The sequence below is a fragment of the Peribacillus sp. NPDC097264 genome (genome assembly GCF_050277925.1).
In the GTDB taxonomy this organism is placed as follows: domain Bacteria; phylum Bacillota; class Bacilli; order Bacillales; family DSM-1321; genus Peribacillus.
On the sequence record NZ_JBNNSR010000002.1, the window covers coordinates 11,888 to 25,466 of the forward strand.

Annotated in this window: 12 protein-coding genes; all 12 read right to left on the reverse strand. The window is 36.8% G+C overall.

What is annotated here, in order from left to right:
• Positions 1-245: 245 nt before the first annotated feature.
• Positions 246-1,010, reverse strand: a complete 765-nt coding sequence (locus tag ACQKL0_RS02790) for an SDR family NAD(P)-dependent oxidoreductase (protein WP_427686077.1) — start codon at positions 1,008-1,010, stop codon at positions 246-248.
• A 90-nt stretch (positions 1,011-1,100) separates the two neighbouring features.
• Positions 1,101-2,285 (reverse strand): CaiB/BaiF CoA transferase family protein, encoded by a 1,185-nt coding sequence (locus tag ACQKL0_RS02795; RefSeq protein WP_427686078.1) that lies wholly within the window; start codon positions 2,283-2,285, stop codon positions 1,101-1,103.
• A 34-nt stretch (positions 2,286-2,319) separates the two neighbouring features.
• A complete protein-coding gene (locus tag ACQKL0_RS02800) occupies positions 2,320-3,471 on the reverse strand; it encodes an acyl-CoA dehydrogenase family protein (RefSeq protein WP_427686080.1) in 1,152 nt (383 codons plus the stop codon).
• A 5-nt stretch (positions 3,472-3,476) separates the two neighbouring features.
• Positions 3,477-4,214: a carboxymuconolactone decarboxylase family protein gene (locus tag ACQKL0_RS02805; protein WP_427686082.1), complete on the reverse strand. Its 738-nt coding sequence runs from the start codon at positions 4,212-4,214 to the stop codon at positions 3,477-3,479.
• 14 nt (positions 4,215-4,228) lie between these two features.
• Entirely contained in the window at positions 4,229-4,732 is a 504-nt protein-coding gene (locus ACQKL0_RS02810; protein ID WP_427686084.1) for a flavin reductase family protein, read from the reverse strand.
• Positions 4,729-5,283, reverse strand: a complete 555-nt coding sequence (locus tag ACQKL0_RS02815; protein WP_427686086.1) for an NADPH-dependent FMN reductase — start codon at positions 5,281-5,283, stop codon at positions 4,729-4,731. Before ACQKL0_RS02815 ends, ACQKL0_RS02810 begins: the two co-directional genes overlap by 4 nt.
• A gap of 15 nt (positions 5,284-5,298) precedes the next feature.
• Entirely contained in the window at positions 5,299-6,063 is a 765-nt protein-coding gene (locus ACQKL0_RS02820; protein ID WP_427686088.1) for an SDR family NAD(P)-dependent oxidoreductase, read from the reverse strand.
• 33 nt (positions 6,064-6,096) lie between these two features.
• A complete protein-coding gene (locus ACQKL0_RS02825; RefSeq protein WP_427686090.1) occupies positions 6,097-6,906 on the reverse strand; it encodes an enoyl-CoA hydratase-related protein in 810 nt (269 codons plus the stop codon).
• A gap of 21 nt (positions 6,907-6,927) precedes the next feature.
• Positions 6,928-8,163 (reverse strand): acyl-CoA dehydrogenase family protein, encoded by a 1,236-nt coding sequence (locus ACQKL0_RS02830; RefSeq protein WP_427686092.1) that lies wholly within the window; start codon positions 8,161-8,163, stop codon positions 6,928-6,930.
• 20 nt (positions 8,164-8,183) lie between these two features.
• Positions 8,184-10,289 carry an acetate--CoA ligase family protein gene (locus ACQKL0_RS02835; protein WP_427686094.1) on the reverse strand — a complete coding sequence of 702 codons (2,106 nt, stop codon included), beginning with the start codon at positions 10,287-10,289 and terminating at the stop codon, positions 8,184-8,186.
• Positions 10,290-10,560: 271 nt separating this feature from the next.
• Positions 10,561-12,492 carry a sigma 54-interacting transcriptional regulator gene (locus tag ACQKL0_RS02840; protein ID WP_427686096.1) on the reverse strand — a complete coding sequence of 644 codons (1,932 nt, stop codon included), beginning with the start codon at positions 12,490-12,492 and terminating at the stop codon, positions 10,561-10,563.
• 129 nt (positions 12,493-12,621) lie between these two features.
• Positions 12,622-13,569 (reverse strand): phosphotriesterase family protein, encoded by a 948-nt coding sequence (locus tag ACQKL0_RS02845; protein ID WP_427686098.1) that lies wholly within the window; start codon positions 13,567-13,569, stop codon positions 12,622-12,624.
• Positions 13,570-13,579: the final 10 nt, after the last annotated feature.

A 13,579-nucleotide genomic window follows, 5' to 3' on the forward strand; every position in this document is an offset into this window, starting at 1 on the left:
ATGATGATTCTACGGGGAGTTAGACATTAAATCTAGTTGCAAGAGAAGGAATACTTTTTATATCGCGTTTGATTTATTCATTTATTGGTGAATACGCAAAAAACCTGTGAAAAAATTTATTCTACAGGTTTTTAATTTAAGTTTTTATAAATCATTGATTCTATCATTTTACTAAAATTCAACACCCTAGTTAAAATAAAATGGATTTTATTGTGTTTCAATAAAGGTATGTGTTCAAAATATTATCATCCGTAACGATTCGCTGTTAAACCACCGTCAATAACAAATTCTGATCCAGTTGAATAGCTTGAGTCATCGCTTGCTAAAAATAACACAAGTTTTGTTACTTCATCCGGTGTTGCACCACGTTGCATAGGAACGTGAGTTAATAGCTTACCTATGGATTCCACAACATGGGGTTTTTCATCATTTGTCAAGGTCATAGGCGTAAAAATAATACCTGGATGAACAGAGTTCACCCGAACACCTTTATGTGCCAATTCAAGTGCAATTGATTTTGTCATGCCACGCACAGCGAATTTTGATGCATCATACGCGACCGACCCATCCTTGCTACCTAGAAGTCCAGCGATAGAGGAGACGTTAACGATAGAACCATTGGTTGTTTTTAGCATGGAAGGTAACACGGTCTTCATTCCTAAAAAAACGCTCACTTGATTCACATCAATAACTTTACGATACTCTTTCTCTGTCATATCCAAAATAGACTTTTTAAACCCAATACCAGCATTATTCACTAATATATTTACATGACCAAAAGTTTCCTCTACATCAGAGATAATGGTTTGCCATTCTATTAATTTTGTTACATCATGCGGATAAAATTTTGCATTGGGTCCAAGTTCTTCCGCCAGTTTCTTTCCTTCTTCTATTAATATATCTGTGATAGCTACCATTGCCCCTTCATTGATAAACACTCGGGCGTGTGTGGCACCTTGTCCACGTGCACCACCTGTAATAATGGCAACTTTTCCTTCTAATCTACCCACTTTACTTCACTCCTCTATGAATCATTTCCCTTTTGGAAACCTACTTCTAAAGGGCATATCTATAGGACGATTTGGGTCATATTACATTCATTAGATGACTTCTTGTTCTCTTAAATTTTTTATCATGGCCTCCGTATAACCTAGCTCTGTTAGTAATTCATTTGTATGTTGTCCTAAAAGGGGGGGCGGAGACTTAACAACAATCGGTGTTCCTGAGAACTTCACTGGAAAAGCTGGTACTTTTAAATTTGGTATATTCGGGTGTTTAATCTCCACCATCATATTACGAGCTCTCACTTGGGGACTTGTCATGACTTGCTCAATATTTTGAATTAGTCCACATGGCACACCATATACATCTAACTTACTGATAATTACATTCGTTTCCATTTCAAGGAGACGATCACTTAGTATTTTTTCTAAAACCTCACGATTGGCAACTCGATCTTTATTATATGTAAAACGTTTGTCTGCAAGTAAATCAGACCATTCTAAAGCTTCACAAAATTTGTTCCATAAACCATCGTTTCCTACTGCTACAACGACATCAGAATCTTTCGTTTTAAATCCACCATATGGTACGAGTGTTCCATGAGCTGTACCCATTCTTTTCGGATAAAGACCATTTGCCATATAGCCAGTCGCCATATGGTTTAATAGCGCCACTTGGCAATCAAGTAAACTTACATCTAAATATTGACCTACACCATTTTTTTGAACGCCCATTAAAGCGCTCACAATTGAAAATGCGGCAAACATGCCAGCTGACAAGTCTGCAATCGACATGCCAGCTTTTACAGGTATATCTTCTGTACCTGTAATACTCATTAATCCACCATATGCTTGCAATAATACATCATAACCCGCTTTATCTTTCTCAGGTCCTGTACGACCAAACCCGGAAATGGAGCAAAAAACAATTTTAGGGTTGATTTCTTTAAGGACATCATAGCCTATTCCTAGCTTCTCCATCGTGCCAGTGCGAAAATTTTCTACTACCACATCGGCTTTATGTACTAGTTTTTTAATGAATTCAATCCCCTCAGGTGATTTTAGGTTGACCGTGATTCCTTTTTTATTACGGTTAGCTGACAGAAAATAACAACTCTCCCCATTCCAGTGAGGCGGCACAAATCGCCTAGATTCATCACCGGATTTCGGTTCCTCTACTTTAATTACTTCTGCTCCCATATCAGAAAGCATCATCGTCGCATAAGGTCCCGCTAAAGTACGAGATAAATCTAGTACTTTATAACCTTCTAAAGGTAGTATCATCCTATCGCTCCTTATAAAATCTATGAGTTGGACTTTATTTGATATATTCTTTGATTAATTGTGCAGCAATTATATTTTTTTGGATTTCCGATGTACCTTCATAAATTTTTGTAATGCGAGCATCACGATAGTAGCGCTCAATTGGATATTCACGAATATAGCCAATTCCACCATGAATTTGTACAGCTTTATCAGCTATTCTATTGTAAACTTCAGAACCATGTAACTTTACCATTGCAGCCTCTTTAATAATCTTTTGATTTGTATCAACAAGACCTGCCACGTGGTAAGTAAGAGCACGTAATGATTCGACATCAAGCGCCATTTCAGCTAAATAATGTTGAATAATTTGTTGCTGGATAATCGGCTTGCCGAATTGAACACGTTCGCTTGCATATTTTACGGACATTTCAAGTAACTTTTGACTAGAACCAAGGTTACGAGCTGCAAGTCCAGCTCGACCATTTGCTAAAATTTTTAGTGCATTCACATAACCATAGCCTTCTTCACCAAGCACATTTTCTGCTGGCACTTCACAATCCTCGAAAAACACTTCTGCTGAATGTGAACCGCGTAATCCCATTTTCTCCTCGTGTTTTCCAATTACTAAACCTAGAAAATCCTTTTCTACAATAAATGAAGTGATTCCTTTTGCACCTTTTTGTTTGTCTGTTACAGCCATCACTGTAAATACAGATGCTTCTGGTGCATTAGTAATGTAATGTTTCGAGCCGTTAATAATATATTTATCACCTTTTCGAACAGCTGTCGTTTGAAGTGCTGTTGCATCAGAACCTGCGCTTGGTTCTGTTAAAGCAAAAGCACCAATATATTCACCACTCGCCATTTTAGGTAAATATTTTTTCCTTTGTTGTTCATTTCCGAGGTCAACAATCCCGACACTGCCAATCCCGGTATGTGCCCCGATGAAAGTCGTATAGCCATTAATTGTACGGCCTAATTCCTCATAAATACCACATTTTCCAACCATATTTAGCCCTAATCCACCATATTTTTCCGGAATACTAAGACCAAATAACCCCATTTCTTGGCTCATTTTAATAATTCTCTCTGGAATTTTATCTTCTCGTTCGATTTGGTCTGCAAGTACTTCAACTTCATTATCAATGAAGTCTCGGATGATACTCTTCATGTCTAATAACTCTTCGTGGAAAATAGTTGTCATGATTTTCACCCTTTAAGTTTTATTTGTTTAGCTACTTCACTTTCAAGAATTGGTAACGTTTCAAATAAGGTATGAAAGCCAATCGCTGATGTTAATTGAAATACTTCTAACAACTCAGCTTGTGTCGCACCATATTTAATCGCATTTTTCAAATGGACTTTAATGCCTTTTTCAAACAAGTGCGTTGTCGAGGAATCAATTGCGATATAAATAAACTCAATTACTTTCGGTTCCAATATTTTTCTTCTCGTGGGAATTGTTAAAAATTCATAGTAGGAATCAAAAAACTTTGTATCCATTCGGATCAGATCATCTCGAAACTGATTCCAATACCCCATAGTATCGATGAATTTTTGCTTTAATGCGCTTTGTTCCTCCGTATAACCTGAATCATCTAACGCCTCTTCGCTCCCGTAATACTCCATCATAAGCGGAATTCCTACTGAACATGTATGAACACCTAAAATACTGACAATCTTTAATACTTCCGCAATTTCATCTTTTGTTGCCCCAAGATTTAACGCCTTACGAATATGGTCCTGCGTCGTTGCCATATTTAAATGTGTGGGGGAAGCACTTAATGCAATATTCAATAGCTCTTTTGTTTTAGCATCTAAATGACCACTTCTCCAAGGAGCTTCTGTAAAGCTTTTATATATTTCTAAAAATTGTGGATCATCTTTCAAATAATGTTCAACTTTCCCGTACCAATATTGATGATTATCAGCATTTTGTTGACTCATTTTCAGCTCACCCCTTAGCTGCCAAAAGCGGCAGGAACTGGACCAACATTACGTCTGAAATATAGCATTGGCTCTTGATCATTTTTCTCAATGTTCACAACCTGACCAATAAAAATATAGTGGTCACCAGCATCTACAACTTGATGCTTTTTACACGCTAAATTTGCGTATGTTTGCTTAATGACTGGTACGTTATTTTCAGACATTTGCCATTCGCATTTGCTGAAACGGTCTGGCTCTGTTTTACTGGCGAACGCCCAACAAATATCCTGTTGGTTTGCGGCTAAAATGTTCACTACAAAATAATTTGAATGGTTAAATGCCGCATAGCTTCCCGCCTTTTTATCAATACTCCACAAAATGAGTAACGGGTCAATCGATACGGATGTAAAGGAGTTTGCTGTTAGCCCAACTGGTTGATTGTTTGCATCTACAGTTGTGATAACGGTTACACCAGTAGGATAGCTCCCCATTACTTCCTTAAATAATTGTACAGACGTAGCTTGCAGATTTGTCATTTTGTTACCTCCCCTGATCTATTCGCTAACTTTTTCAAATAACTCGCATAACTTTCGATAATTTGACTTGTTTCCCTTACCTTTTCTTCTTTTAGCACATTTAGCTCATTGAAATCTGAAGATAGGGCAAAAACATATTCTGGTAGCACAAACATTTTTAAATAGTTTGCAATGGGCTTTACATAGTTCTCAATCGCTAAGTAATGCAGGTGATTTCCTCCATTGGCAGCAAAAACAACACATTTATTAGTGAAGGCTGGGATGGGTACAAGCTCGAATAAATTTTTTAATACGCCCGGCATAGAGCCATGTAAGATCGTTGTACCTATAATGAAAGCATCTGCCTCGGTGATTTTTTCAATTACAATTTGCGTTTCATTACTGTATTCCATTGTTGGTCTACCATCACAAAAGTCTAATTGATAGTTTTTCAAATCAAGCAGATCCACTTCTACCTCTGGGAGCATTTGTTGCAATTGCTTTAGCAAACTATCAACTAAAATACTCGTTTTAGACCCTACTAATGTGCCGCAAATACCTAAAACTTTCATCACGTTCCCTCCTCTTTAAGGAGCTCCGGTTACATAAATCGTTTGCCCCGTAATATAGCTCGCCTGCTCTGAGGCTAAGAATAAAATTGTGTAAGCGATATCTTCTGGCTTCCCTGTTCTACGAATCGGGTTGCTATTTATCATCTCTTGTTTCACTTTTTGGAAGTTTTTAATGCCTCGTTTGTTAGAAAACTTTTCGGACACAGCACTCATCTCAGTATCAATAAAACCAGGGGCTACTGAATTGACGTTAATCCCACTTGGTCCTAGTTCAATAGCAAGTGTACGCGTAATGCCTTGTACACCAGCCTTTGAAGCAGCATAATTGACTCTCCCTTTTGCTCCTAATGCAGCCTGTGAAGAGATTAAGACAATCTTCCCACTTCTTTTTTGCACCATATAAGGTTCAACTGCTTGTGCTAATATATAAGAGCCTTTTAAATTGATATCGATAACACAGTCCCATTCCTCTTCCGTCATATTCGGAAGCAAATTGTCTTTTAAAACCCCTGCACAGTTGACTAAAACATCTACCTTTTTAAAGTGAGCCACTACTTGTTGGACAGCTTGTTGGACTTGCGCTCGATCCTTAATATTAACGATAAACGTTAACACTTCATTGCCGTATATACGCAAGCTGTCTGCTGTTTCCTTCAATTGTGGCTCGTTTAAATCAAATAGCGCAACATGTGCCCCCTCTATAGCAAGTAACCGAGCCGTTTCTGCTCCAATACCTCGAGCTCCACCCGTAACAATTGCTACTTTTTGCTTAAAGCGCATGTAAGTCACCTTCTTTGATAATTTAGAATATCATTATACGTCTTGCTCATTAAACCATTGGATAGCGCCTTTTAAGCCGTTCTCTGCAATTTTTTGTTGAACAAGCTTTATCCCATCCGCGGTATGAATGATTGCATCTTGATCCGGACCGAACATAATCCCTGTGCGGAAACCTTGCAAATCCATAATGCGGTTATGTGCTTGCTTTTTTAGCTTTAAAATATCTAAAGGTGTCTTCGCAATACCCCGCGCAATACTTAACGTTTCTTCTTCTAATTCATTTGCCTTTACACATTTTGCTGCAATGCCGTATTGTTCAGCTTCACGACCTGTAATACGACTACCAGCCGTTAAATCTAACATTTTGGCGCGTTGATGACCGATATGCCATCCCCAGTAAATACCGACGAAACCACCGCCTAACGGTAAAGATGGGAATCCGAATTTTGCATCCTCGTCAGTTATAACAATGTCACAGCAAGCCACTAATTGCGTTCCGCCAGCTAAAGCATATCCGTGCACTTGTGCAATAATTGGCTTAGGATATTCCCAAACACGAAGCCAACGACGTGTATACCCTTCCAGATTATTTTTATCTTCTATTACTGAAGGTGACTTATACTTTTCCACGTCATATCCTACACAAAATGCTCGACCATTTCCTTTGATAATTACCACGCTCACTCTATCGTCATGCTCAAGTTCATCTAATGCCAAATCTAAATCACGGAAAAGAGCCGCATTTAATGCATTTAATTTTTCTGGCCGGTTTAGAATGATATAAGCAATTTTGCCTTTTCGTTCAATCAAAACTGCTTTTTCAGACGCTATATTATTTGACATATACATACCTCCATTTTTAAATTAGTTAAAGTTTAAATCCCCTTTTAAAAGTCTACGAGCAACTGTCCGCCGGTGAATTTCAGATGTACCATCTGGAATTCGAAGCGTTCTTGCTAAACGGAAGCCTTCTTCAAGTTCTAGTTCATTTGATACACCCATACCACCATGGATTTGGATAGCTTTGTCATATACACGACCCATCATTTCTGTACAATAAGCTTTAACCATTGAAATTTCTTTCGCTGGGGTTTTATCAGAATTTTCAATTTTCCAAGCGCAATGTAAAGCCATGTTACGAGCTGCGTAAATGTCCATTGCACATTCCGCAAGCATTTGCTGAATCATTTGGTGTTCCCCAATTTTCTTACCAAATGTTTCACGAATGTTTGAATATTCAACGGCTTTCTTTAATGCCCATTGTGCAGAACCGATACATTTTCCACTCATACCAAGACGCCCATTGTTAATACCGTGAATCGCTTTTGTAAATCCATCATCTACTTTTCCGATTACATGATCATGTGGAACGCGTAAGTTGTCAATGCTGATGATTGCTGCATCGCCACCTAATGAACCCATGACTGGAATAATGGAATCTACGTTGAATCCTTCCCATGACGTATCCACGAAGAAACATGAAATTCCACCCTTACGTTGTGCAACAAGCTCTGGATTTGTGACCGCAAATAACATACAGTAGTTTGCATAAGCTGCGTTTGAAATCCACTGTTTAGTACCGTTAATTACCCACTCATCTCCATCTTGTACCGCTCGCGTTTTGATTCCCCATACATCAGAACCTGCATCAGGTTCTGTTAAACCGAAGCAAAGGGTTTCTTCGGCACTTGAAATTCCCGGTAAGTATTTTTCTTTCAAGGAAGGTTGTAAGCCTTTTAATATTGGCGTTAACCCATTTGTAAATGGAGACGGAATAATAACCTGATCAATTAATTTACGGTTCGGATAATGTTTATTCAAGGCTTCTGCCACTAAGAGCGAGGTGATAGGTCCTAGCTGCTCCCCTCCAAGTTCCTTGTCACCGAACATTGTGTAGAATCCTCCTTTTGCTGATTCCATACGAACAATTTTGCGAAGCTCTTCTACTTTCTGATGTCGACGACCATCTTCTAAATAGTAGTTGCGCTCGTTATATAAAAGAGTGCGATTTTCTTCTTCTAAAGGAATGACTACTTTTTCTACAAACTGTTTTAAGGCGTTAATAATCTCTTGTGTTTCTTCTGGTATACGGAAATCCATTATAAATCTCTCCTTTTTATTTAAATCTTAGCGAGTTGCTTATTAAATGTAATTATGCCGTCAGCAATTTTTACACCATGGCCTTCACAAAAAACCATAATCGGGTTTAAGTCTACTTCTGATAAGTCCTCATCTAGGCTTGCAATAACTTCACTAAACTTTGATATAACTTGGCTAAGTGCTGCTATATCACTTGCTTCTTTACCTCGATATCCTTGTAAAATTTTGCTTGCTTTTAACTCTAAAATCATCTCTTCGGCTTCTTTTTCGGATACAGGTGCTTTTCGCATCGAAATATCATTCAGTACTTCGATATAAATACCACCAAACCCAACGATAATCATTTGCCCGAAGATTGGATCGTATTTAGAACCAACAAACATTTCAATAAAGTCATCTTTTAACATTTCTTGAATGAGTACTCCCTCGAACTTGGCACCAGGCAAGTTGTCAATAATCCCTTTCAATCTTCTAAATTCTTTATAAACCTGTTCTTCCTTTTGAATGTCCAAACTCACAAGACCTTTATCTGTCTTATGTAATATTTGAGGTGACATCCCTTTTAAAACAAGGGGGTAAGTTATTTCTTTAGCAAACTGAACTGCCTCTGCTTCTGTCAAAGCAAGCTTTTCATTCGTAATTGGAAGATAAAATTGCTGTAAAAATTTTTTGCTTCCATACTCTGTTAAATTGTCATCTATATCAGATAAATCTATTTGGAAACGTTTGAAATCCTGTGTAAGACTTCGGTATTTAAATTGTTCAAAATCTTTCATTGCTTTTAATGCGATGACTGCACGAGTAGGATCTTGCAATACAGAAACTCCCTCATCTCTAAATGCTAGACTAGATTCAGGACTGTTAATTGTCACTGCAATTTGTGGGATATTCTGGAATTTATCTTTCATTTTGCGAAGTGTCTCAATACGTTCTGCAATTGAATTATGCTTTAAGCCGGCAAAGCCTAAGAAAATAATGGCTGCATCATAAGCACCGCTGGATAAAACAGCATCCATGAAATCTTCTAAAAGCGTAGGAATATATGAAATTTGTGCTGTGGTGTCAATTGGATTATGTGTCCCAGCTATCGGTAAAATCCCCTTCAATTTCTCTTGTACATCGGCTGGTGTCTCAGGTAAAGTAAAGCCGTTCTCTGCTAGTTGATCCGCTAGTAAAATACCGACACCACCAGAGATTGTAAATACAGCAACACGGCCACCCTTTAATGGAGGAAGTTGAGAAGCTGCATATGTAACATCTAAAAATTCATCAATTGTTTTTGCACGATATACACCGCTTTGTTTAAATACAGTATCAAATACTTTATCTGCTCCAACGATGGATCCTGTATGTGACATTGCCGCCTTCATACCCACATCTGAGCACCCTACTTTTATAACGATAACGGGCTTATTATTATCTCGTGCTAGTTTAAACGCATTGAGTAATTTCCCCCCATCCTTCACCCCTTCTATATAGCATGCAATAACATTGGTGTCCGGATCTGTAGCAAGATATTCTACACAATCTGCTACATCAATATCTGCTTCATTACCTGTTGCAACAAAATAACTGAAACCAATGTTTTGCTGTCTGGCTAGAGTAAAAACATGGGAACCAAATGCACCGCTTTGACTCACAAAACCAATTTTGCTTTTAATTGGTTTTTCATCTTCGATAATAGTCGAGAACGTACCGTAAAATCCTGTTCTTACATTAAATAATCCTAAACAGTTAGGTCCTAATACACGGATTCCATGTTGCTTTGCAATATAGACAATTTCATCTTGAAGTTGCTTTCCTTCTTCACCAAATTCACTGAATCCCGCACTAAAAATAACAACCGATTTAATTCCTTTTTGTGCACATTTTTTAAAATTTTCGATAACAGCTGCACTTGGTAAAGCAATAATTGCTATATCTACATCTTTTTCAATTTGTAGGATATCGCCATAGCATTTTAAATCGCCAATTTCCTTATATTTTGGATTGACCGGATAAATTTCTCCTTCAAAGCCATAACGTTGAATATAACTTAAAGGACGCCCCCCAATTTTTCTCTCATCAGGTGATGCCCCGATAATAGCAACGCTCGAAGGATTAAATAATGAATCAAGATTACTCATTGACTACACCCCTTTCTTTTCCTAAAATACTTCTATCTGTTCTTCATCTTAAATAGAAGCAAATCGTGTGCCAAACTTTCATTTCTCTTTATGAAAATCCTATATTATTTGATTGTTCACGTTTTTCTTTTTCTTTTTTGTTCAAATTCAATAGATTATGAGCCTTTCTTTGTCCTCATTTTTTCTCTATGTCTTAAATATGAAACATGAATGTTTCATAAAAAAACTCCCCTCAGGTCAAATAAAAACCTGAGAGGAGCTTAGTATTATTTTATTTAGTTGAGTTAGCTTCATTAAATTTTCTCCAAAGTGTACTTCTACTAATTCCTAAAATTTTAGCAGCTTCTTGTTTATTGCCATTCGTTCTTTCCAATGCTTCTTGAATCTTTAAAAATTCTACTTCTTTAATCTGTTCCTGGAATGTCTCATTAACCGAGTCTGCTTTGTTCAATAAATAGTAATTTTCATTTATCGATTCCTCTAAATATTCTACAATTAACTCTTTTTCAATGTCTAAATCCGTTCCTATATAAGCAAATAGTCTTTCAATCGTATTTTCAAATTCTCGGACGTTCCCTTCCCATTTATGACTATCTAAAAGTTGTAATAAATCAGCAAAATGTCTTTCTATTATTGGATAAAGATTCGGGTAATTATTCACTGTAAATCTCTTTAACAACAAGCCGATATCATTTTTCCGCTGATTTAAATTCGGTAAAAATAAGTTTAATACGGCGATTCGATAGTACAAGTCCATTCGAAACTCACCAGACTTAACACCTGCCATTAAATTTACGTTAGTCGCTGAAATAACACGAACATCAATCGGAATCGGGGCTGCACTTCCCACTCTTCTTACGTCTTTTTCTTGTAGCACCCGTAGTAACTTCGCCTGCATACTTAATGGCAATTCACCAATTTCGTCTAAAAAAATCGTCCCATTATGTGCTACTTCAAACAATCCTGGCTTGCCCCCCTTTAATGCACCTGTAAATGCTCCGTCACTATAACCAAAAAACTCACTTTCTAACAAGTTCTCTGGAATGGCTGCACAATTTACCGCGACAAACGGATGGTTAGCACGCCTGCTTGCATTATGTATACTTTGAGCAAATAGTTCTTTACCCGTGCCAGATTCGCCTAAAATTAGCACATGTGCATCAGCCTTTGCAAATTTTTCAGCCTTTAATTTTGCCTTAATCATTTGATTGCTTTGACCTATGATGTCATCAAACGTATATTTAGCACCTTCAAACTTTTTATTTAATTTTCTTCTTACCTTGTTTTCCTTCTGTTGTAAGGTTTCAACATCGGAAAATATAATGACATTACCGTCAATCTGCTTATTTACATAAATTAAATGCTTATCAACAATAAGCGTCTTGTTTTGATATTTCAAAATACGATCCGTTAATTTTTTTGGAGACAAAGTTTCATTTAACAACTCACTATTGTCTAAAACATCTGAAATAAATAGTGATTCGTAGTTCTTGTCTTTGTCCAATCCTAATAAATCGATAGCAGCTTGATTAATATTCATTATCCGATTCATACGATTTAAATTTATAACGCCCTCGTTAAAATTTTCCATGACGATACTTTGTCGCTTTTGATTGCTTCGCTCTAGCACTCTTGCCTTTAAAATATCAAAAGCAATGTTGACTGAAAGCTGAATTGTTTCTTGTCCATACCATAAAACGCCATGTAAGCCCTGCTTCTTAGCTAGACTCACAATTAATCCTGATCCAATAATAACATTCTTGGTATCTTCACTTAACATTTTAACAACTTCTTCGGCATTTTCTGTAGAAGTGTATACATACTGTTGAATATTAAATCCTAATAGACCCTTCAATCCCTCTGCATTAAAATATGTATCCTCAGTTATAAATTCCTTATAATAGTTTACAATGCATATTTGCTTAGAATATTTTGATGCTTTCACTAATGCTTTAATAAAGTCTTGCGTTTGAACTCTTAACGGAACTAATTGTCCCCTAACATTTAATTTCCTTAATCTTTCCGCTAACACGACACCACAGATTAAAATATCATTATTATTCATGTAATTAGGATGATTCAATATATGCTTTGAGTCGATTTCTTGAACTGTTAACTTTTGTATACTTTCTCTTCGCTTCTCTATCTCTATTTTCACATATTCAATCAAAGGGTGTGAACCAGAAACCAACAGTTTTAACATTAGATACCCCACCTTCCTTATAATATATTATAAGTCTATTTTTTTATAAATTCCCTATTGTTTAACACAATTAAAGTATTCAAGATAAAAAAACAAGAGGAAACATTTACGTTCCCTCTCTAGTCTTTGTTATTTTAAAAATCCAAACCATCTTTTTACATTATCAATCATCATTGTATTAAGTTGATTTTCCGTTACACCATGCTGTTTTAAGAGAGGAATGACTGTTTTTAATAGATATGTCATCGACCAATCTGGGTGAACATGTTTCTTCAAATGATTGGGTTTATACATATCAGTTGTACAGCAATAATCTTGTGATAAAAACATTCGGTTCGCGTAACCTTTGTTCAGCAATTTGAGAACAATTTCATTTCGTTTCTCTGTAGGTAGTAGTTTCGATAATCCGTATCTGTCCATCCCGATAAATACACCATAATCTAGCACTCTTTCAATATAGTCCATATCATCTGTATCTCCACAATGTCCGATTAAAACCTTCGAAAGGTCAACGCCCTCTTGCTCAAAAATTTCAATTTGTCTTAATCCCGTTTCTGTTCCAGGATGTGAGTGGGTCATAATAGGTAAACCTGTCTTTATGTGTGCCCGTGCAACAGCTCTTAACACTTTCTCAACATCTGTCGTTACCCCTTGGATATCAGTTGCACACTTTAAAAATCCAGCTTTAATTGACGTGTTTTGTATTCCTACTTCAGTATCACGTACAAATTGTTCTGCTAAAAAATCTATATCATTGACAGCAAATCGAGTGGGTAAAACATTAAATGTGTATACCCCTGTTGCAGCGATGATTTGAATCCCTGTTTCTTTTGAAATTTTCTCCATCAATCTCACATCTCGGTCAAGTCCCATTACTGTCGGGTCAAAAATTGTTTTTACACCATATTCCTTCGTTTTAAGAACTTGAACTTTTGCTAATGCGAACTCTTCTTGTTCATCATATAAATGAGGGAATTGAACAGCGACAGCCTCAGATCGTGTTCGCATATGTTCGTGTATTAACGTGTAGCTCAGATCATTAATATGTAAAGATCCTGTAACTGAATTGACTTTCAAACAAACGACC

Bases quoted from the DNA above. Each gene is read 5' to 3' on its own strand.
- ACQKL0_RS02815 (WP_427686086.1), bottom strand. From the start codon at position 5,283: ATGAAAGTTTTAGGTATTTGCGGCACATTAGTAGGGTCTAAAACGAGT.
- ACQKL0_RS02840 (WP_427686096.1), bottom strand. From the start codon at position 12,492: ATGTTAAAACTGTTGGTTTCTGGTTCACACCCTTTGATTGAATATGTG.
- ACQKL0_RS02820 (WP_427686088.1), bottom strand. From the start codon at position 6,063: ATGCGCTTTAAGCAAAAAGTAGCAATTGTTACGGGTGGAGCTCGAGGT.
- ACQKL0_RS02805 (WP_427686082.1), bottom strand. From the start codon at position 4,214: ATGAGTCAACAAAATGCTGATAATCATCAATATTGGTACGGGAAAGTT.
- ACQKL0_RS02800 (WP_427686080.1), bottom strand. From the start codon at position 3,471: ATGACAACTATTTTCCACGAAGAGTTATTAGACATGAAGAGTATCATC.
- ACQKL0_RS02835 (WP_427686094.1), bottom strand. From the start codon at position 10,289: ATGAGTAATCTTGATTCATTATTTAATCCTTCGAGCGTTGCTATTATC.
- ACQKL0_RS02795 (WP_427686078.1), bottom strand. From the start codon at position 2,285: ATGATACTACCTTTAGAAGGTTATAAAGTACTAGATTTATCTCGTACT.
- ACQKL0_RS02810 (WP_427686084.1), bottom strand. From the start codon at position 4,732: ATGACAAATCTGCAAGCTACGTCTGTACAATTATTTAAGGAAGTAATG.
- ACQKL0_RS02825 (WP_427686090.1), bottom strand. From the start codon at position 6,906: ATGTCAAATAATATAGCGTCTGAAAAAGCAGTTTTGATTGAACGAAAA.
- ACQKL0_RS02830 (WP_427686092.1), bottom strand. From the start codon at position 8,163: ATGGATTTCCGTATACCAGAAGAAACACAAGAGATTATTAACGCCTTA.